The sequence below is a fragment of the Labrys miyagiensis genome, assembly GCF_030160835.1.
GTDB lineage: Bacteria > Pseudomonadota > Alphaproteobacteria > Rhizobiales > Labraceae > Labrys > Labrys miyagiensis.
In genome coordinates, this window is record NZ_BSPC01000050.1 from 1 (window position 1) to 21,424 (window position 21,424).

21 protein-coding genes are annotated in these 21,424 nt (G+C 60.9%); 10 read left to right on the plus strand and 11 right to left on the minus strand.

Annotated elements, in window-relative coordinates; all coding sequences use genetic code 11:
• Positions 1 to 1,026: 1,026 nt before the first annotated feature.
• Positions 1,027 to 2,025, minus strand: coding sequence for a prolyl aminopeptidase (gene pip / locus QQL24_RS22335; RefSeq protein WP_284314510.1), 999 nt, complete (start codon positions 2,023 to 2,025; stop codon positions 1,027 to 1,029).
• Between the two features lie 229 nt (positions 2,026 to 2,254).
• Positions 2,255 to 3,019, minus strand: a complete 765-nt coding sequence (locus tag QQL24_RS22340) for an amino acid ABC transporter ATP-binding protein (protein ID WP_284314529.1) — start codon at positions 3,017 to 3,019, stop codon at positions 2,255 to 2,257.
• Positions 3,020 to 3,302: 283 nt separating this feature from the next.
• Between QQL24_RS22340 and QQL24_RS22345 the strand changes: the two genes are divergently transcribed.
• From QQL24_RS22345 to QQL24_RS22360, 4 genes are all read left to right on the plus strand, one after another.
• Positions 3,303 to 4,205 carry an amino acid ABC transporter substrate-binding protein gene (locus QQL24_RS22345; RefSeq protein WP_284314511.1) on the plus strand — a complete coding sequence of 301 codons (903 nt, stop codon included), beginning with the start codon at positions 3,303 to 3,305 and terminating at the stop codon, positions 4,203 to 4,205.
• Positions 4,206 to 4,411: 206 nt separating this feature from the next.
• Positions 4,412 to 5,149, plus strand: coding sequence for an amino acid ABC transporter permease (locus QQL24_RS22350; RefSeq protein WP_284314512.1), 738 nt, complete (start codon positions 4,412 to 4,414; stop codon positions 5,147 to 5,149).
• A complete protein-coding gene (locus QQL24_RS22355) occupies positions 5,149 to 5,841 on the plus strand; it encodes an amino acid ABC transporter permease (protein ID WP_284314513.1) in 693 nt (230 codons plus the stop codon). Before QQL24_RS22350 ends, QQL24_RS22355 begins: the two co-directional genes overlap by 1 nt.
• A 19-nt stretch (positions 5,842 to 5,860) precedes the next feature.
• Positions 5,861 to 6,598 carry an amino acid ABC transporter ATP-binding protein gene (locus QQL24_RS22360; RefSeq protein WP_284314514.1) on the plus strand — a complete coding sequence of 246 codons (738 nt, stop codon included), beginning with the start codon at positions 5,861 to 5,863 and terminating at the stop codon, positions 6,596 to 6,598.
• A 15-nt stretch (positions 6,599 to 6,613) separates the two neighbouring features.
• Here QQL24_RS22360 and QQL24_RS22365 read toward each other — a convergent pair whose 3' ends face one another.
• Positions 6,614 to 7,237, minus strand: coding sequence for a LysE family translocator (locus QQL24_RS22365; RefSeq protein WP_284314515.1), 624 nt, complete (start codon positions 7,235 to 7,237; stop codon positions 6,614 to 6,616).
• A gap of 127 nt (positions 7,238 to 7,364) precedes the next feature.
• Here QQL24_RS22365 and QQL24_RS22370 point away from each other — a divergent pair, with 127 nt between their 5' ends.
• Positions 7,365 to 8,504, plus strand: a complete 1,140-nt coding sequence (locus QQL24_RS22370) for an FAD-dependent monooxygenase (protein WP_284314516.1) — start codon at positions 7,365 to 7,367, stop codon at positions 8,502 to 8,504.
• Positions 8,505 to 8,659: 155 nt separating this feature from the next.
• A complete protein-coding gene (locus QQL24_RS22375; protein ID WP_284314517.1) occupies positions 8,660 to 9,211 on the plus strand; it encodes a DUF4386 family protein in 552 nt (183 codons plus the stop codon).
• Here the strand turns inward: QQL24_RS22375 and QQL24_RS22380 are convergent.
• Together QQL24_RS22380 and QQL24_RS22385 are read right to left on the minus strand one after the other, a co-directional pair.
• Complete coding sequence (locus QQL24_RS22380) at positions 9,190 to 10,044, minus strand: hypothetical protein (RefSeq protein ID WP_284314518.1); 855 nt, start codon at positions 10,042 to 10,044, stop codon at positions 9,190 to 9,192. The genes QQL24_RS22375 and QQL24_RS22380 overlap by 22 nt on opposite strands.
• Positions 10,045 to 10,047: 3 nt before the next feature.
• Positions 10,048 to 11,406 (minus strand): radical SAM protein, encoded by a 1,359-nt coding sequence (locus QQL24_RS22385; RefSeq protein WP_284314519.1) that lies wholly within the window; start codon positions 11,404 to 11,406, stop codon positions 10,048 to 10,050.
• Between the two features lie 242 nt (positions 11,407 to 11,648).
• Here QQL24_RS22385 and metC point away from each other — a divergent pair, with 242 nt between their 5' ends.
• Both metC and QQL24_RS22395 read left to right on the plus strand, forming a co-directional pair.
• On the plus strand, positions 11,649 to 12,842 hold the full coding sequence (gene metC, locus QQL24_RS22390) for a cystathionine beta-lyase (protein ID WP_284314520.1): 1,194 nt from the start codon (positions 11,649 to 11,651) through the stop codon (positions 12,840 to 12,842).
• A 161-nt stretch (positions 12,843 to 13,003) separates the two neighbouring features.
• On the plus strand, positions 13,004 to 13,294 hold the full coding sequence (locus QQL24_RS22395; protein WP_284314521.1) for a hypothetical protein: 291 nt from the start codon (positions 13,004 to 13,006) through the stop codon (positions 13,292 to 13,294).
• 265 nt (positions 13,295 to 13,559) lie between these two features.
• Here QQL24_RS22395 and QQL24_RS22400 read toward each other — a convergent pair whose 3' ends face one another.
• The 4 genes from QQL24_RS22400 to QQL24_RS22415 all read right to left on the minus strand — a co-directional run bounded on the left by QQL24_RS22400 (position 13,560) and on the right by QQL24_RS22415 (position 16,433).
• Positions 13,560 to 13,925, minus strand: a complete 366-nt coding sequence (locus tag QQL24_RS22400; protein WP_284314522.1) for a lipid-A-disaccharide synthase N-terminal domain-containing protein — start codon at positions 13,923 to 13,925, stop codon at positions 13,560 to 13,562.
• Positions 13,915 to 14,664: a glycosyltransferase gene (locus tag QQL24_RS22405; protein ID WP_284314523.1), complete on the minus strand. Its 750-nt coding sequence runs from the start codon at positions 14,662 to 14,664 to the stop codon at positions 13,915 to 13,917. The genes QQL24_RS22400 and QQL24_RS22405 overlap by 11 nt, the downstream gene beginning before the upstream one ends.
• Positions 14,665 to 14,677: 13 nt before the next feature.
• Positions 14,678 to 15,352, minus strand: a complete 675-nt coding sequence (locus QQL24_RS22410) for a phosphatase PAP2 family protein (RefSeq protein ID WP_284314524.1) — start codon at positions 15,350 to 15,352, stop codon at positions 14,678 to 14,680.
• Between the two features lie 184 nt (positions 15,353 to 15,536).
• Positions 15,537 to 16,433, minus strand: a complete 897-nt coding sequence (locus QQL24_RS22415; protein WP_284314525.1) for a cell envelope integrity EipB family protein — start codon at positions 16,431 to 16,433, stop codon at positions 15,537 to 15,539.
• Between the two features lie 373 nt (positions 16,434 to 16,806).
• On the opposite strand from QQL24_RS22415, the gene parE reads away from it, so the two are divergent.
• Positions 16,807 to 18,810 (plus strand): DNA topoisomerase IV subunit B, encoded by a 2,004-nt coding sequence (gene parE, locus QQL24_RS22420; protein WP_431310735.1) that lies wholly within the window; start codon positions 16,807 to 16,809, stop codon positions 18,808 to 18,810.
• Between the two features lie 113 nt (positions 18,811 to 18,923).
• Here the strand turns inward: parE and QQL24_RS22425 are convergent, their stop codons facing one another.
• Together QQL24_RS22425 and QQL24_RS22430 are read right to left on the minus strand one after the other, a co-directional pair.
• Positions 18,924 to 20,108, minus strand: a complete 1,185-nt coding sequence (locus tag QQL24_RS22425; RefSeq protein WP_284314526.1) for a mandelate racemase/muconate lactonizing enzyme family protein — start codon at positions 20,106 to 20,108, stop codon at positions 18,924 to 18,926.
• A gap of 115 nt (positions 20,109 to 20,223) precedes the next feature.
• Positions 20,224 to 20,703 carry a ferritin-like domain-containing protein gene (locus QQL24_RS22430; protein WP_284314527.1) on the minus strand — a complete coding sequence of 160 codons (480 nt, stop codon included), beginning with the start codon at positions 20,701 to 20,703 and terminating at the stop codon, positions 20,224 to 20,226.
• A 219-nt stretch (positions 20,704 to 20,922) separates the two neighbouring features.
• Here QQL24_RS22430 and QQL24_RS22435 point away from each other — a divergent pair.
• The coding region (locus QQL24_RS22435; RefSeq protein ID WP_284314528.1) for a transposase domain-containing protein at positions 20,923 to 21,424 on the plus strand (502 nt) is incomplete at its 3' end.

A 21,424-nucleotide genomic window follows, 5' to 3' on the forward strand; every position in this document is an offset into this window, starting at 1 on the left:
CGACCTCTCCCTCGAAAGCCTCATGTTCCACATGGCCGGCGGAACAGGCCTCTCCGCACTCGAACACGAATTGCAAGCCAGGGGAACAAACCCGATGCCCGCGCAACAGTAGAGCTGAAGGCCTGGGACATGATCCGATCCAGCATCGGCATGCCCCAGCGCCCCGGACAGCGCTGGGGTTGCTCAAGGCTCGTGATACCCGCTGCTTGCACGTGAGAGCCCCGGCCTGTGACATACCGTTCGGGATTTTGGTTGGCACAGCACGCCTCGGACGAGAAGTGCGAAGCCCGGGCCTTCATCTGCAGTGCCGCGCACCATTCGGACCGCGCCAGCAATAATGTCCTGGGCGACCGTAAAAGCCTCCGGGATAAGGACCGGTACCATATCGATGGCACGAGCCATACGGCCCCCGATATCGGCCGCCACCACATCCCTGAGCCGCCGGCACAACGAGGGAGGATGCGCCCGAACCCAGGGGCGCCGCAGGAAATCCGGCGAACGCTGGCGATGCTACCATCAGTGAAAACGCAATCGCTGCTATAGATTTCTTCATGAATCTAACCTTCCGATTTTACGGTTCGGCCCAGCCAGCAGGTGACGGTATACTTGTAAAAGCAAGTAGGGGAAAATAAAATCCACGAGAGGGTTAGACGCTACATCGGTTGGCGGCAGCAACGATTGCGCATCATCCGGCGATGGCAGCTGCCGCCAAGGACCGCGCCACCTAATCCTTTGAGCTAAGCAGCAGCCAAAAAATCCGGGTGGTACGGTATTCACGGCCGGCTTATTGCAACGCTGCCCGGCTGGGACCGGCCAGGGTGTCTGCGCCCAACCGCGGCTGCCTGGTCGGGACCCTGCTTCTACACCACCACCAGGGACCTGCCCTTGGGGTGTTTGCGGCTTATGTCTCGTGTCGCGGCCACGCCGTGATTGCCCAGGCGCTGTATTTCCCAACGTCTCGACCGACAATCCGGCCCGCCTGAAGGCAGCCCATATGCCTATGATCCCGCCTCCGCGGCGTACCGATCACACTCTTGCGCCAAGCAGGTTCGCATATTTGTCGGTGGCCTCAATCAGCCGATGCAGTGTGCCGGGCTCGGAGAAGGAGTGGCCGGAATCCTCGACGAATTGCAGTTCAGCCTTCGGCCAGCGCTTGGAAAGCTCCCAGGCTGTGATCGGGGGGCAGACCACGTCATAGCGGCCCTGCACGATCGTGCCTGGGATGTTGGCAAGCCGGGTGGCATCGCGCAGGAGTTGCCCCTCCTCCATCCAGCCGCCGTGTACGAAATAATGATTCTCGATGCGCGCAAAAGCGAGGGCGAACTGTTCCTGGGCATGGCCCGTCGCCGGCCCTTCGGGCATCAGGGTGGAGGTCTCGCCCTCCCACACGCTCCAGGCCCTCGCCGCCGCAAGCCGCAGCGCCGCGTCATCGCTCGTCAGGCGGCGGTGGTAGGTCAGGATCGGATCGGCCCAGGACTGTGGTGGCAAGTCCTCGCGGAAGGACTCCCACTTGTCCGGGAAGAAATAGGAAGCGCCTTCCCGGTAATACCAGTCGAGTTCCATGCGACGCAGGGTGAAGATGCCACGCAGCATCAGCGACGCAACCAGCTCCGGATGGGTCTCGGCATAGGCAAGAGCGAGGGTGGAGCCCCAGGAGCCGCCGAACAGGCTCCAGCGGTCGACCTTCATCACCTCCTTGCGCAGGCGCTCCATGTCGGAGACGAGGTGCCAGGTCGTATTCGCTTCCAGATTGGCATGCGGACGCGAGCGCCCGCAGCCGCGCTGATCGAACAGCAGCACGTTCCAGCGCCGGGGATCGAAAAGGCGGCGATGCTTGGGCGAACAGCCTGCGCCCGGGCCGCCATGCAGGAAGGCGACCGGCAGCCCATCCGGATTGCCCGCGAGTTCCCAATAGATCGAATGCCCGTTGCCGACGTCGAGCATGCCCGACCGATAGGCCTCGATTTCGGGATAAAGCCCACGCCTCAGCGTGCCATCCGGCTCGCTCGAGCGATCAAACGCCATAATCAAATTCCCGCACTATCGATTCGGAATGGCTGGGAAGCCACTAGGTTCCCGCCTGACCATAAGGTCGTCCATACCTACCGCCAATAATACCACCGTCAAGCCGGGTGCCGTGGCTCGGGACGATTCGCCCTAGATAAGCGCATCGTTCATCCAGGTTAAACGATTCACGGCCCGGATGGCCTTGGACCGCGCCCCTTGCGGGGCGTGACCCGTTGGCATGTCGTCCTCAGTGCAGGATCTGGCTGAGGAACTGCTTGGTGCGCTCATGCTGCGGATGGGAGAAGAAGGCGTTGGGCTCGTTCATCTCGACGATCTGGCCGGCGTCCATGAAGATGACCCGGTCGGCGACCTGGCGGGCGAAGCCCATTTCGTGGGTCACGCACAGCATGGTCATGCCGTCATTGGCGAGCGAGACCATGGTGTCGAGCACCTCCTTGACCATTTCCGGATCGAGGGCCGACGTCGGTTCGTCGAACAGCATGATCTTGGGATTCATGCACAGCGCGCGGGCGATGGCGACGCGCTGCTGCTGGCCGCCCGAGAGCTGTCCCGGATATTTCTTGGCCTGATGCGGGATCTTGACGCGATCCAGGAAAGCCATGGCCCGTTCCTCGGCTTCCTTCTTGGGCATCTTGCGCACCCAGATCGGCGCCAGCGTGCAGTTCTCCAGCACGGTGAGGTGCGGGAAGAGATTGAAGTGCTGGAACACCATGCCGACCTCGCGGCGCACCTCGTCTATGCGCTTGAGGTCATTGGTGAGCGGGATGCCATCCACCGTGACCGAGCCCTTCTGGAACTCCTCCAGGCGGTTGATGCAGCGGATCATGGTCGACTTGCCGGAGCCCGAAGGACCGCAGATGACGATACGCTCGCCGCGCCGGACCTCGAGGTTGACATCCTTGAGAACATGGAACTCGCCAAACCACTTGTTCATGTCCTTGATCTGCACGGCGGATTCGCCGGAATCCCGAGGTGAAGCTGCCAGGGACATCGAAGCCATAGGGACGCCTTTTCCTTGCTCTCCCCGCGCGAGATGACGCGGGCCATTCCTGTCGACCATCATACCCTAGCGCGGCGCCATGGGGAACGCCAGCGGTTGGCTCTCCCCACAACGCAGGATGCAGCTTCCTTCCCTCTTCTCAACCACAGCTTGCATCGTCTATCATCACGCCTGCTCCACGGGAAGCTTAACCATCTCGCCTCGTCCGAAGCGCAAGCGCTTCTCAAATGACGCAAATGAGGCCATAGTCCTGGCACTCAGAATGGAGATTAAAATGAAAAAAATTCTTATCACTGCAGTGATCACCTTTGCTGCCCTTGGATCATCGGCATATGCTGATGGAACACTGGACAAGATAAAATCTTCCGGCTCAATCACCCAAGGCGTGAGAGAGTCCTCCGGTCTCGCCTATACGCTCGGAAATGGTGTCTATACGGGATATCACTACGACGTTTGTCAAAACATAATCGCAGATATCAAGAAGAAGCTCGGCCTTGAGAAGCTGGAGATCCGCTATCAGCCGGTCACCTCGCAGAACCGCGTACCGCTGGTTCAGAACGGCACCGTGGATATCGAATGCGGTTCGACGACGAACAACACGGCACGCGCCAAGGATGTCGCCTTTGCCGACACAGTTTATGTCGAGGAAGTGAAGATCGCCGTTCGCGCCGACTCGTCCATCAACAAGCTTGAGGACCTAAACGGCAAGACGGTCGCCACCACGACCGGCACCACCTCGGTGCAGACCCTGCGCAAGAACAAGCGCGCCAAGGATATCACCTTCAACGAAGTCTATGGCAAGGACCACGCCGATAGCTTCCTGCTGCTGCAGAGCGGAAGGGCCGACGCCTTCGTGATGGATGCCTCGATCCTCGCCGCGAACATCGCCAGGGCGCAGGACCCCAAGGTTTTCAAGATCCTGCCGGAGGTCCTGTCGGTCGAGCCAATCGCCATCATGATCCGCAAGGACGACCCCGACTTCAAGAAGGCCGTCGATGAGAGCATCACCGAGCAGATCAAGAACGGTACCATCGCCAAGCTCTACGACAAGTGGTTCATGCAGCCGATTCCGCCGAACAATGTCACGCTGAACATGCCGGCCTCGGAAGCGACCAAGAACGCCTGGGCCAACCCGAACGACAAGCCGGCCGAGGACTACAAGCAGCCCGGTCAATAAGGCCGAGCCCGCCGGGACCTCAATTGCCTCGTTGTGGACGCGTCGCGCCGCTGGCGTAGCGCTTTCCGGCCAGGCGGCAGGTTCCATGCCGCGATGGCGTGAGCAAAACGCCCGCGGTGCTCAGATAAGAAGAATGTTTTGTATCTTTGCCTCACCGCCCCTCCCCGGAAGGGCGGTGAGGAGGCAGGTACGGGTTTGGGCAAACCATGATGACTTATTGGCAGGATGTGTGGGATCGCTGGCAATTCCTGTGGGATGACCGCGGGGACGGCGTTACCTACTTTCAATGGATGATTTCCGCCTGGGGATATACGGTCGCGGTGGCCTTCACCTCACTTGTGATCGCACTGGTGTTGGGCTTCATCATCGGCACGCTGCGAACGGTGTCGCAGCACAGGATTCTCTCGACCTTTGCAACCGGCTGGGTCGAGTTGTTTCGCAATATCCCAATCCTTGTTCAGCTCTTCATCTGGTTCTTCGTAATCGCCGAACTGGTTCCAGGCATGAAGAGCGTCCCGGGCTTCGTTCTGGCCTGCTGCGCCCTCGGCTTCTTCACCTCGGCCCGTATCGCCGAACAGGTGCGTGCCGGCATCCTGGCCCTGCCCAGTGGCCAGCGCAACGCGGCCTATGCCGTGGGCTTCACACAGGTGCAGGCTTATCGCTATGTGATTCTGCCCCAGACCTTCCGCATCATCATTCCCCCTCTGACCAGCGAGGCGATGAACATCGTCAAGAACTCTTCGGTGGCCTTTGCGGTGTCAATTCCAGAACTGATCAGCTTCGCCATGCAAACACAGGAAGAGACCTCGCGCGGCGTCGAAGTCTATCTGGCGGCGACGGTGCTGTATGTCCTGACTGCACTGACGGTCAATCGGGTGATGGCTTTTATTGAAAAACGCACACGCGTTCCCGGCCTGCATGCGCAAGCAAAGGGGGCGCACTGATGCCTACGATCGATTTTTCCTTCTTCACCTGGGCCAATATCAGCAACTATCTGCTCAGTGGCCTCTATTTCAGCGTGTCGCTGACCATCGCGGCCACGATCGGCGGCATTGCGCTGGGCACCATCATCGCGCTGATGCGCCTGTCCAACATCAGGCCCCTTGAATATATCGCGACCATCTATGTCGACCTGATGCGCAGCATCCCGCTGGTGATGGTGATCCTGTGGTTCTTCCTCCTGATGCCGTCCGGCTTCTACGACTTGTTCCCGGGTGGCATCGGCAACAAATACCGGGCCGAGATCTGTGCGCTGATCACCTTCGTGGTCTTCGAAGCGGCCTTCTTCAGCGAGATCGTGCGTGCCGGCATCCAGTCCCTGGCCCGCGGCCAGACAGCCGCCGGTTATGCCCTCGGCATGACCTATGGGCAGAATATGCGCTACATCGTGCTGCCCCAGGCGCTGCGGAACATGCTGCCCGTCTTTCTTACGCAGACCATCGTGCTCTTCCAGGACACATCGCTGGTTTATGCCATCGGCGCCTACGACATCCTCAAGGGCTTCGAGATCATGGGCAATACCTTCGGCCGCCGGATCGAGAGCTACCTCCTCGCCGCCGTGGTCTATTTCGTCATCTGTTTCTCGATGTCCTTGCTCGTCAAGCGACTGAACCAGAAAATCCGCATCGTGCGCTGAACTGAAGGACGCCAATCAAATGATCGAAATGAAGAGCGTTTCCAAATGGTATGGCCCGACGCAGGTTCTCGATGACTGCTCCGTCCAGATCAACAAGGGCGAAGTGGTGGTTGTCTGCGGGCCGTCCGGCTCGGGCAAGTCCACGCTTATCAAGACCATCAACGCCCTGGAACCGATTCAGAAGGGCGAGATCTGGGTCGACGGTGTCGGCGTCCACGACAAGGCCACCAACCTGCCCAAGCTGCGCAGCCGCGTCGGCATGGTCTTCCAGCATTTCGAGCTGTTCCCGCATCTTTCGGTGACGGACAATCTCACCATCGCCCAGGTGAAGGTGCTTGGCCGCAAGGATGACGACGCCGAGAAGCGCGGCCTGAAAATGCTGGAGCGTGTCGGCCTCATCGCCCACAAGGACAAGTTCCCGGGCCAGTTGTCCGGCGGCCAGCAGCAGCGCGTCGCCATCGCCCGCGCCTTGTCGATGGATCCGATCGTCATGCTCTTCGACGAGCCTACCTCGGCGCTCGACCCGGAGATGGTCGGCGAAGTGCTCGACGTCATGGTCGGGCTCGCCTCGGAAGGCATGACCATGATGGTAGTGACCCACGAAATGGGCTTTGCCCGCAAGGTCTCGGACCGCGTCATCTTCATGGATGTCGGCGGCCGCATCCTGGAGGACACGACCAAGGACGAGTTCTTCGGCAAGATCGAGGAGCGCCAGCCCCGCACCCGCGAATTCCTCAACAAGATTCTGCAGCATTGACCAGAACTGGCCCGTTCAAGTGACCGTATCCCTTATGGCCGATACGAACAGCCAAATTGCAACCATCACCAGCATGGTCGCGTAGATGCCGCCTTGAAGCCGCAGCGCCCGCGCTGAGGCAAAACGCCTGGCAATCCACATGCCTCCCGCCGCCCAGGCGAAATGGGAAAGCAGGCTTAGCCCGGTGAGATAGGCTGCCACGACGGAGGCGTTGTGCCACACGCTCGCGTCACGCAGGTGGAACTGGGCATAGATGATCACCAGCAGGGCAAGCCCCTTGGCATTCAGGGTCTGGACCAGCATCCCCCCCAGAAAGCTCATCGGTGTCAGCGCACCCGTGGCTGCTTCCTGCTTGTGCAAGCTGCGGACCATATCGATCCCGATCACGAGGATCACGACGGCTCCGATAAGTTGGACGATGGTGAGGATCGTGGGAAAGCGCGAGAACAATTCCCCTACCCCCAGCCCTACCAGAAGCGCCGGCAGGAACACCATGAGATCCATGCCGAGGATCATGGGAATGCATTTCGCCACGCCATGACGGCTCGCCGCTGCCGCGCACATGAAATTGGTCGGCCCCGGGCTAAACATGAGGGGGAAAACGAGCAGGAACAGCTTGGCAAAGTCGTCGGGGCTCAAGTCCTCACCTCTTGGGCAGTTACCTCAAGTTAAATAGACGGAATTTCTGTTTTACAGTTGCCATAACCTATAGGACAATTGTTTGGGTCGTTCGAGGCCAGGTGACCACCGAGGATTATTGTCCCACATGCCGGATTCTCCTAAGGTCATCATCATAGGCGGTGGAATTGGCGGCTTATCCATTGCAAATGCGCTGACACAGATCGGCATGGAATGGGAAATTCATGAGCGCTCGCCGCAGATTGGCGTCGGCGGAACAGGACTTACTCTATGGCCCAATGCGCTCCGGGCCCTGGGCCGGCTTGGCCTGGATGAGAGGGTGATTGCCCTCGCCGATCCGCTGGAACTGGGTGAGATCTACGACTGGCGGCATCGCCATTTGAAATCCGTTCCCCTGCATCGCGTCCACGAACACAGCGGTCTGCCCCTGCTTTGCATGCGGAGGGTGGATCTTTACTCCGAACTGTTGCGTCCGCTTGACCCGGCCCGAATCCACGTCGGCAGTCGTTGCATGGCTTATCAGCGGGCGACGGAAGGGGCCGTGCTGTCATTCGAGGACGGCACGACCAGAACCGCCGATGTCGTCGTTGCCGCCGATGGCGTGCGGTCGCACCTGCGCGATGCAATGATAGAGCTTGATCCGCTGCGCTACGTCGGCTGGATGACCTGGCGCGGCGTGGCCAAGCTCGATCCTGGTACTTTCCCGAGGAGGCGTTATCGGGAGTTTTTTGGCCGCGGCAGTCGCTTCGGCGTGTTCTGGATCCGCGATGATTACGTCTACTGGTATGGGACGCTCAACAGCGCCGTTCACGACAGGCCGGCCATCGACCCTGCTCACCAGGCCGAGGCTCTCTCCCATTTCGCCGATTGGCCGGAACTGGCCAGGGTGGTCATTTCCGCTACCAAACCGGACGATCTCGTTCGCACCGGCGTCTATGACAGCTTGCCGCTGCCGCGCTGGACCGATGGTGCAATGGCACTCCTTGGTGACGCCGCCCATCCCATGACACCGGATCTGGGCCAAGGCGCCTGCCAGGCCATGGAGGACGCCCTGGCGCTCGCGCAATGTCTGAAAGACAGTCAGAATATTCCGGCCGCCCTGCACTCCTATCAGTCCATCGGGCTGGCCCGGACCTCCCCCCTAGTCGCCCGCTCACGCAAGGTCGGCAAGATAAGGCAATGGGAAAGGCCTGCGGCAGCGGCATTGCGCAACACCATCATGCGTCTCATGCCCCAAAGCGCCATCCTTAAGCTTTTCGAAACGTGATCGTCCTGCCCGTCATGACCAGCTTGAGTCGAGCCTCCAATCCTACCGCCGCCGCTCTCTGCCTGCTTTGTGCCGTGAGCTATGCGGTGACAGGCATTGCCTTCTTCGTCGATCCAAGTTCCCAGCTTCGGCCGGGTACGCCTGAATATTGGGCAATGCTGGCCAACGCCCCACTCGGGCGGCTGGTCTTTCTGATGGCCTTTGCCCTGGCCGGCATCACGGCCTTCTGCGCGATGCCGGAAATTCGCCGCCTTATTGCGCCGATGAACAGCCTGGGCCGCCTGGCGGCATCGCTTGGTCAGCTTGGCTTCGGGGTAACCGCAATCAGCTATGTCCGGCTTATCGGCGGCGAAGCCCAGCGCGCCCAGGCATTCGCGGCAGGATCCGAGGATGTGAGGCAGTCCATTGCCTCCTTCTCACTCTCTCTCGATCCGCAGGGCTGGCTCATCTTCTTCTCGAGCGGTCTCTGCCTCCTCATCTTCGGCTGCGTCGGCTGGCGCGCTGGAACGATCCCCAGAGCAATCGCGGCGCTCGGATTGATTTGTGGCTTGCTCTACATCGTGGCGTTCGCGGCGAGAGCCACTCAACACATGCTCGTGGTCGACATCGCGGCAGGCCTCGGGGCCGTGGTGATAGGGCCGATCTGGTGGACCAGCCTGGCCCTCAGGTTCCTGACCGCGCCCGCTCAGCCCTCGTCGATTCGATAGGCATCCAACCCGCGCAATTCGACCGCTCGCTGCCATTCGCGCAAAGCCCGCACATGGTAAAACGGCACGTGACGAGACCAGATCTCCCACAGCCGGGAGAAAACGGGTCGAATACCCGTGATCTGATTTAGGACATATCGTTCCGTTTCACCCTGCCATTGCCGGGACACCGTGCAAAAACCTCCATGTGCCGACAGCATCAGATTAAATAAGAGTCGGTACAGGGACCGGGGCACAATCCGCCTGGCGAGGGAGGCCGGGGTGAGGCGCGAGGGTGCACTCTCCCCGCCGATGAAATCGGTCAGCCATGTTTCCGCTTCCACACGGACACCCGCCAATCGTGCCATGCGGACGACAAAGCCGACGCAACTTCTGTCCAGCAAGTCAAAGCTCAGACTGCCTTCGTCCCTCCGATTCTGGAGACTTTCGACGAAGCCACAGATGCGATCGAAATCCTCTCGATGCAGAGAGATCCTTGTGATCAAGGGATTCCAGGCGATACGGTCGTATTTGTCCGGCAGAAGAAGCATGCCGGGCATCCGCAATCCCGGATAGTCGTCAGGTTCGATGCCGGTACTCTCGTCCGGGAAAAAACCGATCGGCCGAACTCCCCCCTCACAATCGATCAGGCGGACAAATGCATGTCCGTGATTGGTCACGAGACCAGGCACATTCGCCTTGCATATGGATACCACTTCCATCACAGGCGCAACTGGACGCTCGCTTTCATCCAGCCAGCGAACCGGCCGCAAGCAAGTCCACTGAGCGCGGGCATCCACTGGGCCGCGCTGGCCGCCTCCCAGCTGGTCGGCCTTGCTCTGGCGGCACAGCATCGCCTATTCGGCAGCGATCGGCTGATGCATTCTCCTCAGGTAGCTGCGATCGGGTACGACGTGCAATTCTCGGGCGGCAAATCCTGCGACGAATTCTTCGTGGCTGGCGAAATAATGCATGAATTGCTCGCCGGACATCACTTCGTCGAAGGTCGGCCTGGAGCCCGAGACGCCGCGAACACGGGCGAACATCGCATCGAGCTTTGCCTCCTCGAAGTCGAGATAAGCCCCGGGTGCGATCTGCACGAGGGTGGACGTGAAGCAGCATGCCGTGTCGACGCAATTGGTCTGGATTTCCGGCGGCACGCGTCCGTTGGCGAAGACCCAGGCCATGCGATCGGGAAAGGCAAGCAGATAGATTGCCGAGATCAGCTCGAAATTGCCCTGGGCGTCGAAATCAAACTCGCTGGCATTCCGATTGTCGGTCTCAGGCGTAAGGATGGGATTCCAGGCCGGCATGCCGATGATCAGCGGCTCAACCCTGTCTTCGTAGTGCTCGATCAATTTCTGACCATGCATGACGACAGAAAGAATATCGGCTTCCGTCACCCTGGACAGGCCGAGCATTGCGCCGAGTCCTGCCTGAAGACCAGCGCGTATTGCCAGTTCCTGGGACTGCATGCGATGCAAGAAGCCAGCAGGCTCGTCCGTCTTCTTTTTCAGGCGCAGATTTTCGTCGACGCCCCAAGCTTTTGGTCCGCTGGGAATATGATGCCGATAGAGATCGCCATCGTAGGTTTCCTGCCAGGTCAATACACAGTCCAGCCCTTCATCCCGAAGCTCGCGGTAGTGATGTTCATGCATCGGCACAAGGCAGATCGACACCCTTGCATCTGGATTTACAGCTGACGTTTCTTCCTTGAGGCCGCGGACCAGTCCCTTGAGATGCTCTTGCAGCAATACGAGATCGTCACCGCCCGCGATTTCGAAGTGAGAAAAACCCTTGCGCGCAAGGATGCGGGCCTGCTCCCGAATTGCGGCCTCGGTGATGGAAAGGCGCACCATATCCTTGTTATCGGCACGCCACCCACAGAAGCGGCAAGTACTCGAACAGAATGATGTTACTTCGATGGGCACCATTGTCGCGACACTTTGCCCAAACGTCCGTCGACGCTGGTCGCGCGCGGCACGTATAACCTTATTTCGCAAATCAGGATCTGGTTTATTACGCACCAGACAAAGCAATGATGCCATATCTTCGGATGACAACCCTTCGGATGGACTCCGGCGATGCAAAACATCCCTGACACTCTCGAAAAAAGAGCCCGGATTATTACTGCAAAGATCCTCCATACGCTTAAAAACACTCAAAGCATTGCTGAAAATCGACAAATAAAACTGAGACGATATCGAGTCGCGCATCGATGTATCCCCCTGTGTTTTATATATTCCTTAAATATCTAACCATGAAACTCAAAGACGTGCAATCAGAACGAGAAATCTAAATAGCATATCTATCCTAAGAACTTGAACAGACAGTCAATTGGCGCCCCAACACCTGACGATGCAGGAGACTGGCGACTATCAACTCAACGCGATCGGGTTGACGCGCTGCTCTCGACAGCGGCATGTTTTGTTCTCCTCGTTGGTGTATTGATTCCTTCATGAAAAAAATCAGCAAAAGTGAAATTGCCACGTTTGGCGAAAACACCCGTCTCGTCATTGGTGGGCGCGATCCGTCGGATCATCACGGTTTCGTCAATACCCCGGTCTACCACGGCTCCACCGTGCTGGCGCCTACGGTGAAGGACCTGCTCAGCCACAGCCAGCGCTACAGCTATGGCCGCCGCGGCAACCCCACCACCGAGGCTTTCGAGGAAGCGATGAGAGCGCTCGACGGCAGCGCCGGCGTGGTGACTTGCCCCTCGGGACTGTCGGCCGTCTCCACCGCCCTGCTCTCCTGCCTGTCGTCCGGCGACCATCTCCTGATGATCGACACGACCTATCAGCCGACCCGCACCTTCTGTGACAGGGTCCTGAATCGACTGGGCATCGAGATAAGCTATTACGACCCGCTGATCGGGACAGGCATCGAAGAACTCATCCGCTCCAATACCAAGGCCGTATATCTGGAGGCACCGGGCTCGCAGAGCATGGAAATTCCCGATATTCCCCTGATCGTCGCCGCAGCGCGCCAGCACGATTGCACGATACTGCTCGACAACACCTGGTCGACGCCGCTTTATTTCGATGCCTTCGGCCATGGCGTCGATCTCTCGATCCAGGCCGGCACCAAATATATCGTCGGCCATTCCGATGCGATGTTTGGCGTTGTCTCCGCCTCCCGCAAGGCCTGGCCCGCGTTGAAGAAATTCTATGGCGACAGCGGCCTGTGTGTAGGCCCCGAAGATGTTTTCCTGGCCCTACGAGGCCTGCGCACCATGGGGGTGCGCCTGCGGCAGCATCAGGACAGCGCGTTGCGCGTAGCGAAATGGCTCGCCTCGCGACCGGAAGTGCAACATGTGCTGCATCCCGGACTCGACGGCGATCCGGGGCACGCCCTCTGGAAGCGCGATTTCAAGGGCGCTTCGGGCCTGTTCTCGATCATCCTGCAGCCGGCCCCGGATGCCGCCGTCGCCGCTTTCCTGGACGAGTTGAAGTTCTTCGGCCTGGGTTATTCCTGGGGCGGCTATGAGAGTTTGGCCCTTCCGTTCGACTGTTCCGAATACCGTAGCGCCACGACCTGGAACCCGGGCGGACCAGGCGTTCGCTTCCATATCGGGCTCGAGGACGTGGCCGATCTGATCGCCGACCTCGATGCCGGCCTCGCTCGCTTCAGAGCGTTGAGTATTTCCTAACGCCGGTTCCCGCTCAGCCGCGTCGGATGAGTGTCCTCGGCGATGTGGTAATCGCCTGCCTGCCCGGTTGGCCCGTTTCGAACGGTGCAAGGAGTTCGTGTTCATTCGAATGCACGCACGGATGACGAGCGGGAACTCCCCCGGCCCTGGGGAGTTTTTCCATGGATGTCAACGATACCATGGAGGATCTCATGAGTACGATTCGGAAGATCGCCCTAGCAGCTTTGTTGGGTGCAGGAACGCTAGCCCTCGCCACAGGCGGCGCCTCTGCACGTATTGTATGCAATGAAGACGGCGACTGCTGGCATGTGAGAGACGCCTATGACTACCAGCCAGGCTTCAGGCTTAGCGTCCATCCCGATGACTGGCGCTGGGGAGAAAGCGATAAGTACCGCTGGCGCGAACATGAGGGCCGCGGATACTGGCGAGGCGGCGTGTGGGTCCAATTCTAGCCGCCTCCGCGTGCCGATCCTTGGAAGAATAGAGAGCTGAGACGCTGTCCCCGCCTGGACTAGGAGGATGTCGGGGGCCATCACGCCCGGTGGTAACCCGACCCTCGAAGGCGCGGCCTATGACGCACAATTGGCCGTAGGCTCGCGAAATGGCCGGGCACTCCCAAAGACAGAGGGGCGGCTTGTGGGCTGCCCCAATGCATTGCCTCTTCCTATATGCTCCGGGCTCGCCATCCTCAGCACACTGCCTCCGAAGCATGAGCGGTCAGGAAGCGCCGCCCTGCTTCGCAGCCTCTGCCTCCGCCCTGGCCTTCTCCGCCGCGCGTTCCTTCAGTACGAAGGAGACGTTGCGCAGATAGATGAGCAGGCCCGAGCCCTGGCCGATGATGTAGACGAGATCGGCTCGGATCAGCGCGTAGAGGAAGAGCAGCGCGCCGCCGCCGATCGATAGCACCCAGAAGCTGAAGGGAATGACGCTCTTGCCGGCCCGCTCACTCGCCCACCACTGCACGACGAAGCGCGCCGTGAACAGGGTCTGCGCGAACAGCCCGAGCCAGAGCCAGAAGTCGAACTTCGTATAGAAGACATTGTGCAGATAGCCGCCGAGGGCGTTGGACAGTTCAACCAGCATCGTTGGCTCCCCCGGTGACGACTGGCACCCGACGTCGGCGGCGAACCAGCCACCAGACGCCCACGAGATCGAGAATGCCGACCCAAAGCCGGTCGAAGAAACCGTAATTCGAGACGCCGGTGAGCCGGGGCCTGTCGACCACGTCGACATGGCCGACATCGAAACCCTCGCGCTTGACCAGGGCCGGCATGAAGCGGTGCAGGGCGTCGAAATAAGGTAGCGCCAGGTAGACGTCGCGCCGGACGGCTTTCAGGCCGCAGCCGGTGTCGCGTGTGCCGTCCTTGAGCACCCAGGCCCTCACATTGTTGGCTGTCTTCGACTGCCAGCGCTTGAAGCCGGTGTCCTTGCGGCCGAGGCGCTGGCCGGCAATCATGCCCGTGGTCGGGCCGCCGGACGTGAGCGCGTCGACGAGTGCGGGGATATAGGCCGGATCGTTCTGGCCATCGCCGTCGATCGTCACTATGAGACTGCCACGCGCATTGCGCACGCCAGTGCGCACCGCACAGGACTGGCCGCAGGAGGCCGCGTGCCTGAAACTACGCAGGAAAGGCAACTCCGTCTGGAGACGCTGCAGTTCGGCAGGCGTGGCGTCACTCGACCCGTCGTCGACATAGACGATCTCGAAGCTGCGTCCGGACAAGGCCCGCGCAATCTCCCGGATCAGCGGCTCGATATTGCCCGCCTCGTTGCGGACGGGCACCACGACGCTGATCTCGGGCGCGTTGCTTGCAAGTGTCATTGGGGCTCTGACCTTATCGGCGCGCTCGCCACGCCGTGAGCAGCGTCTTTGCCGCGTCTTGCCCCCGCAACGCAAGAGCGCCGTCGTCGTTTTGCCGGAAAACAAGGCCGCGCCGCGCAAGAAACTGCGCAAACCACAGGGTTGAGAACCAGCCGAACAGCGCGCCGGCCACCACGTCGGCGGGATAATGCGCGCCGATTACCACGCGGCTGATGCATACCAGCGTGCCGAGGATGAAGACGTAGGGCCGCAGCCGCGGCCCGCAGCACAGCACCAGCACCGCCGCCACCGTCCAGGCCGTGGTGGCGTGTCCCGAGGGAAAGCTTGCATTGCTCGCGCGCCAGGAGAATGGCTCGAAATGCAGATAGGAGCCGGGAGCGACATGCAGCGGACGCACGCGCCCGATCATGCGCTTGCCGATATTGACGATCAGGCCGGTGGCGGCAATCGCGGTGAAGGCGAAAGCCAGTTGCAGCCAGAACTGTCGCAAGGCCACGTCGAGACGTGGCGGCAGTTCGAGATCGACCATGGCCAGCAGGACCAGCGCGATGCCGATGGGGATAAGATAATAGCCGGAGTCACCGAGATTGGTGATGATGGAGGCGATATGCACGACGCTGCGCGGCCATTCCGGCAAAATGCGCTGCGAAGCCGGGTCCGCCAACAGTATCAGGGCGACGACCAGCACGGCGCAAAAAGCCAGGGCGGCGGAAGGGGAAACTCGCCCAAACAGCGGCGCTGAAGGAAAACGCGCTGGGGCACGCAGGCGCTGCCAGAGCGCGCGCCAAGCTTGCGTATGGCTCCATTGCCGGACGGCATTCCTCAAGGCAGCACGCGCAGGGCCGTTGCGCCGCCGATCTGGAGAGCCGTCCTCACTTGCATGCAGTCTGCGGCAGGAAATCGAGCGAGGCCATGGTACCCCTGAGGCGGAAATCGCCGTAATCCAGGGTGAGATTGCCCGAAATGCCGTCGGCATAGAGGTCGAAGGACATGGTGTAGACTGGCGTCTGCTCGCCCACGACCTTCTTGGTCGGGTCGAAATAGGAAATGGTCACCGGCCAGCGATCGACGCCGTCGAGTTCTTTGGCGCCAATGGCGGCGCCCTCGCGCGGCTTGTCCGGCGAGATCGTGGAGCCGATCACGGCCAGGGTGTCGTAGATCTTCTGGCCGCCATCCGAGCCGTCATAGACCTGGCTTTCAAATACATGCTCGCCGCCCTGCGCGGCCGCCACGATCGCCTTCATCTGCCCGGTGGGGAAGAGCACTTCCTTGGAAAGGTCGAACTTGGTCGTCTTGGGTTTCTTCAGCGCCACCGCGATGCCACCGCTGTCCGCCCGGCTCGCCTGGCCGTCGACCACGCCGTCGACCTTCTGGTTGGTGTAGTTCTGCGAATTGAAGCGGAAGCTGTGGCCCTTGTCGTCCTCGAAAGTGACCGACCGCAGGTCCGAGGTGTTGACGCCGCCTCCGCTCAGGCCAATCTCGGTGACCTGTCGGAAATTGAGCGCGTAGCCATCGCAGGGATTGCCGGAAAAATCATAGACGATGCGGCCGCGCATGCTGTCGACGCTGGTGGACTGCTTGCGGCTGTCGAGCTGCAAATCATAGACCGCGCGATGGGCCACGAAGGGTACCGAAGTCGCCGGCTTGACCGGCGTTGCCGCGGAAACCTGTTTCGGGGTGGAAGCGTCCTGCGCCAGGGCCGGCACTGTCAGGCCAACCGTACCCAGAAGAACCATGGCGCCGAAATTGGCCGCACGTGTCATCGGCATGAAGCAATAATCCGTTTCAGAAGTCCGTGATGGCTTGGAGGCTGTTATAGGCAGCAGCCAAGGTCCCCGCAATGCACAAAGAGCCTGTGAATCGTGACGGAACTAGGGCCTGCCGTCGTCCTGGTTCTCGCGCGAATTCACATCCATCAACAAGGCTGTTTACGGTCCGTTCGCGGCTGCCATGCGAACGTGCCATAATGAGCCAAATTGCGAATCGCCTTGCGCGAAGCTTCTGCGAGACCATTTTTGAATGAGCGATAATTCCGATCTTTTCGGCAGCGATGAGCCTGTGTCCCCAAAGGGTCGAGCCGATAAATCCACCGATGGCAAGAAATTGTCGACCCTCTCGATCGCCGCGGCCTTGAAGGCGGAGATGGCGGCCAAGGCGGCGGGCAAGCCACCGATGACCAAGGCGCCTCCGCCCAAGACAAGCGAAGACAGCTATGGCGCCTCCTCGATCCGCGTGCTTGAGGGCATCGAGGCCATTCGCATGCGCCCGGGCATGTATATCGGCTCGACGGGGCCTGACGGAGATGGCCTGCATCACCTCTTCGCCGAGGTGATAGACAACTCTATGGACGAGGCGGTGGCGGGCCATGCCACCTTCATCGAGGTGGAACTGACAGTGGACGGCTTCGTCTGCGTCACCGACAACGGCCGCGGCATTCCGGTCGATCCGCATCCGCAATTTCCGGAGATGTCGACGCTCGAAGTGAGCATGACCAAGCTGCATGCCGGCGGCAAATTCAACTCCGACGTCTATGACACGTCCGGTGGCCTGCATGGCGTCGGCATCAAGGCGGTCACCGCCCTGTCTGAAGCGGTCGAGGTCGAGGTTGCGCGGGGACGCGAACTGTATCGGCAGCGTTTTGCCCGCGGCATGGTCCTTGGGCCCGTCGAGCATGTCGGCGCAGCCCCCAACCGGCGCGGCACGAGGATACGCTTCAAGCCGGACAACCAGATCTTCAAGCATGGCGCCACCTTCGATCCCAAGCGCCTGTTCAAGATGTCACGCTCGAAGGCCTATCTCTTCCGCGGCGTCGAGATCCGCTGGAAATGCGCCCCCGAACTGCTGCTGGGCGTCAGCGACGTGCCGGCCGAGGACAGCTTCAAGTTCCCGCGCGGCCTCGAGGACTATCTGCGCTCGGCCAGCGAGGGGCTCGAACTCGTCACCGAGCAGATCTTTGCCGGCAAGGTCGACAGGGCCGAAGGGCATGGCTCCGTCGAATGGGCCATCGGCTGGTTCGCCGAGGATGAAGGCTATGTCTCCTCCTATTGCAACACGGTGCCCACGCGCGAAGGCGGCACCCATGAGGCGGGCCTGCGCATTGCCCTGCTGCGCGGCCTGAAGGATCACGCCGAGCGCATCGGCAACAAGCGTGCCGCGCAGATCACCACCGAGGACCTGATGGCCTGCTCGGCGGCGATGCTTTCGGTCTTCATCCGCGAGCCGGAATTCTCCTCGCAGACCAAGGCCAAGCTGGTGACCACGGAAGCCAGCCGCATCGTCGAGCAAGCCCTGAAGGATGCCTTCGACCACTGGCTCGCCTCGACGCCATCGCAGTCGCTGAAGCTGCTCGATTTCGTGGTCGAGCGCGCCGAGGAGCGTCTGCGCCGCAGGGCGGAAAAGGACGTTGCCCGCAAGACCGCCACACGCAAGCTGCGCCTGCCCGGCAAGCTCGCGGACTGCTCGAACAATGCCGCGCAAGGCTCTGAACTCTTTATCGTCGAGGGTGACTCGGCCGGCGGTTCCGCCAAGCAGGCGCGCGACCGCGCCAGCCAGGCCGTGCTGCCCCTGCGCGGCAAGATCCTCAACGTCGCCGCCGCCGGCAGGGACAAGCTGGCGCAGAACCAGCAATTGCAGGACCTCGGACAGGCGCTCGGCTGCGGCATGGGCTCGCACTACCGCGACGACGATCTGCGCTACGAGAAGATCATCATCATGACGGACGCCGATGTCGACGGCGCCCATATCGCTTCGCTGCTGATCACCTTCTTCTGGCGCCAGATGCCGCGCCTGATCGAGCGCGGTCACCTCTTCCTGGCCGCCCCGCCCCTCTATCGCCTGACCCAAGGCACCAAGTCGCTCTATGCCCGCGACGACGCCCACAAGGACGAGATCCTGGCCAGCGTGTTCAAGGGCAACCAGAAGGTCGAGATCGGCCGCTTCAAGGGCCTGGGCGAGATGATGCCGGCGCAACTCAAGGAAACCACCATGGACCCGAAGAAGCGCATTCTTCTGAAGGTGACAGTGGAGGATGAGGAACGCGCCGACACATCGGGTTCGGTGGAACGGCTGATGGGCAACAAACCCGAGGCGCGCTTCACCTTCATCCAGGAACGCGCGGCGTTCGCCAGCGAGCTGGTGGATATTTGACCCGGGAGCGCGGATGTCCCTACGACACTGAAGTGAGTGTCGGACGATCCGCTCTCCCTTTCTCGTAAAGGGCACCGTTTCCAAGAGCGGACGAGACGTCCGCGCTCCCAGCATCAACGCAGCGGCAGCCTCTTATAGCGCCCCGGCTCTTCCGGATCATGGTGCTGCGTGTACGGCCCCTCCTCCACGAACAGCTTGTGGCAGAACGCCAGCTTGTCCTTCGACAGCGTCACGCCCAGGCCCGGCCCTTCCGGCACCGCGACCATGTTGTTCACCGGCGCGAACACGCCCTCCTCCACCACATCATGAGGCTGCATGCGGAAGAGCGACTGGTTCGGTTCGCGGATATGCGAGAAGGCCGCGCACAGATGCAGATAGGCGGCGCTGCCGATGCCGGTGTTGGCGCTGTAGCACCAGAAGTCGATGCCCATCGCTTCGCAGGCGCCGATGAAGCGCACTGTCCTGCCAATACCGCCATGCACATTCACGTCTGTGACGAAGGCGTCGGGCACGCCGAGCGCCACCGCTTTCTGGAAATCGACATTGTGGCCGGAGAACGGGATCGCCGTGTGCCGGCGCAGCGCCGCCATCTCCTCGAAGGTGACGCAGGGCTCCTCCCAATTGCGGATGTCGAGCTCCTCGATACGGGCGGCGATGCGGCGCGCTTCGGTGAGCGAATAGGCCATGTTGGAATCGATGCGGATCACCGCCTCCGGCCCCAGCTTCCTGCGCATCAGGCGTAGCGCCTCGATGCTCGGCTCGGGATCCTTGGTGCAGAGCTTGCCCTCGAAGATGGTGGTGCCGAAGCTCTCCTTGAGGCTCACACAGTAATCAGCCACGGCCTCTGGCGTGAGCTCGCCACCCTTGCCGTTCTTCTTCTGTCGGAAGCCGAAATAGTCGGCGAAGGCGATCTCCTTGCGCACGGCGCCACCGAGGAGGTCGTAGAGCGGCAGGCCGGTCGCCTTGCCCTTGATGTCCCACAGCGCCGTTTCGATGGCGGCGAAGGCCCGGATGGCGGCAAAATCGGTGTTGGAGGAAACGCCGCGCCAACTCGGCAGGCAGACGAGTTCGGCGCCGGCGATATCATGGGCGTTATGGCCAATGAGCAAGGGCGCAAGGCGCTGCTCGATGATGGCGCAGGCTTGCCAGGACGCCGCCTCTCCAAGGCCGGTGATGCCCTCGTCGGTCTCCACCTCCACCACGCAGCGTGAGGAACCGGGGAGCCAGCCGAACGACCACCAGTATGGCGCCTCGATCGGCAGGTTGATCGGCGTGGCGCGGATGGCGGTGATCTTCATGATGGGGCTGCCTGAGTCGGAAAAGGAGAGGGTCAGGCATAACACACAGGAAAGGTCGCGCAGACGCGACCTTCGTTTTACTCATCCCCATATTCGCGGCTGGAAAGGAACGGTCTCAGCGCCTGCTGCTGAGGTCCGGCACGTCCTCGCCGAGAGCGGTGGCAAGGTCGATCTGATGATCCTGCTCGTCGACGAGGATCTGCCGGATTTGCTCGGCCATGGCGAATTCGCCCAGCGCTTCGCATTGGTGCACGCGCTCGCGATAATTGCGGATGGTGTCGTTCTCGTTGTCGAGATCAAAGCGCGGCATCTGGCGGGCGTCCTCGGACGTCTTCACAGGCTTCGGCGTCACGGTCGGCATCTTGCCGAGATAGTCGATCTGACGGGAGAGGATGAGCGCGTGCTTGAGTTCCTCGCCGGCATGAATCTGGAGCTGATCGGCGATGCTCATATATTCCGCGCCCTTCAGCACCTGGGAATAGACAGTATAGGCGATGATCGCCTGGTATTCGCGCGACAGATCCTCATTCAGGAGTTCGGCAAGGCGATCGCGGGTGATGGTTTTCTCGGACTTGTCCATTTTCGAGTCAGGCATGCGTTTCCTCCTCCTCGCAAGATTGCTTAGGCAGGTTCAACGCAGCCTGATTGTTATCGTTCCAGTCGGCGCAGGATCTGTCGCATCCGGGAAGTGAAACACCATCACAAGAAAAAGGCCGGTCCTGCGACCTAATGCGGTTCACTTAAGGTGAATTGCACGAAAAAATAGGACTTAGCGACCAGGGTGGGATTAGTTTCCCACCCTGGTTGTTTTCGAATGGCGCGTACGATTGGGCATTACCCGGAGCTGTCGGCTCTATCGCGATCGATTGATGTGTCGTGGATAGCCCAGGTGCTTGCGAGCACGGGCAGAACCAGCGTTCGCAAGCGTAAGCTGCCAGCCGAGCAGGTTATCTGGCTGGTGATTGCTCTGGCGCTGTATCGGCATCAGTCGATCCCGGAGGTGGTAGCCCATCTTGATCTGACGCTGCCGGATGAGGTCAATCCAGACATTGCCAAGAGTGCGCTGACACAAGCACGGCAGCGCTTGGGACGAGCTCCGCTAGCCCAGTTGTTTGCGCTGAGTGCATCGTGCTGGGATGAGCGGCACCAATCTGGCAAGGCCTGGCGAGGTCTTGCCCGCTACGCGGTGGATGGGAGTACGCTACGAACCAGCGACAGCGTAGAAAACCGCACCCATTTTGGCGGCCAGGCGCATTCCGAGGGGCTGGTATCAAGCTATCCCCAGGTGCGCCTCCTCATCTTGACGGCCCTTGCCA

Bases quoted from the DNA above. Each gene is read 5' to 3' on its own strand.
- pip (WP_284314510.1), bottom strand. From the start codon at position 2,025: ATGGCGTTTGATCGCTCGAGCGAGCCGGATGGCACGCTGAGGCGTGGG.
- QQL24_RS22340 (WP_284314529.1), bottom strand. From the start codon at position 3,019: ATGTCCCTGGCAGCTTCACCTCGGGATTCCGGCGAATCCGCCGTGCAG.
- QQL24_RS22345 (WP_284314511.1), top strand. From the start codon at position 3,303: ATGAAAAAAATTCTTATCACTGCAGTGATCACCTTTGCTGCCCTTGGA.
- QQL24_RS22350 (WP_284314512.1), top strand. From the start codon at position 4,412: ATGATGACTTATTGGCAGGATGTGTGGGATCGCTGGCAATTCCTGTGG.
- QQL24_RS22355 (WP_284314513.1), top strand. From the start codon at position 5,149: ATGCCTACGATCGATTTTTCCTTCTTCACCTGGGCCAATATCAGCAAC.
- QQL24_RS22360 (WP_284314514.1), top strand. From the start codon at position 5,861: ATGATCGAAATGAAGAGCGTTTCCAAATGGTATGGCCCGACGCAGGTT.
- QQL24_RS22370 (WP_284314516.1), top strand. From the start codon at position 7,365: ATGCCGGATTCTCCTAAGGTCATCATCATAGGCGGTGGAATTGGCGGC.
- QQL24_RS22375 (WP_284314517.1), top strand. From the start codon at position 8,660: ATGCTGGCCAACGCCCCACTCGGGCGGCTGGTCTTTCTGATGGCCTTT.
- QQL24_RS22380 (WP_284314518.1), bottom strand. From the start codon at position 10,044: ATGCTGTGCCGCCAGAGCAAGGCCGACCAGCTGGGAGGCGGCCAGCGC.
- QQL24_RS22385 (WP_284314519.1), bottom strand. From the start codon at position 11,406: ATGCGCGACTCGATATCGTCTCAGTTTTATTTGTCGATTTTCAGCAAT.
- metC (WP_284314520.1), top strand. From the start codon at position 11,649: ATGAAAAAAATCAGCAAAAGTGAAATTGCCACGTTTGGCGAAAACACC.
- QQL24_RS22395 (WP_284314521.1), top strand. From the start codon at position 13,004: ATGGATGTCAACGATACCATGGAGGATCTCATGAGTACGATTCGGAAG.
- QQL24_RS22400 (WP_284314522.1), bottom strand. From the start codon at position 13,925: ATGCTGGTTGAACTGTCCAACGCCCTCGGCGGCTATCTGCACAATGTC.
- QQL24_RS22405 (WP_284314523.1), bottom strand. From the start codon at position 14,664: ATGACACTTGCAAGCAACGCGCCCGAGATCAGCGTCGTGGTGCCCGTC.
- QQL24_RS22415 (WP_284314525.1), bottom strand. From the start codon at position 16,433: ATGCCGATGACACGTGCGGCCAATTTCGGCGCCATGGTTCTTCTGGGT.
- parE (WP_431310735.1), top strand. From the start codon at position 16,807: ATGGCGGCCAAGGCGGCGGGCAAGCCACCGATGACCAAGGCGCCTCCG.
- QQL24_RS22425 (WP_284314526.1), bottom strand. From the start codon at position 20,108: ATGAAGATCACCGCCATCCGCGCCACGCCGATCAACCTGCCGATCGAG.
- QQL24_RS22430 (WP_284314527.1), bottom strand. From the start codon at position 20,703: ATGCCTGACTCGAAAATGGACAAGTCCGAGAAAACCATCACCCGCGAT.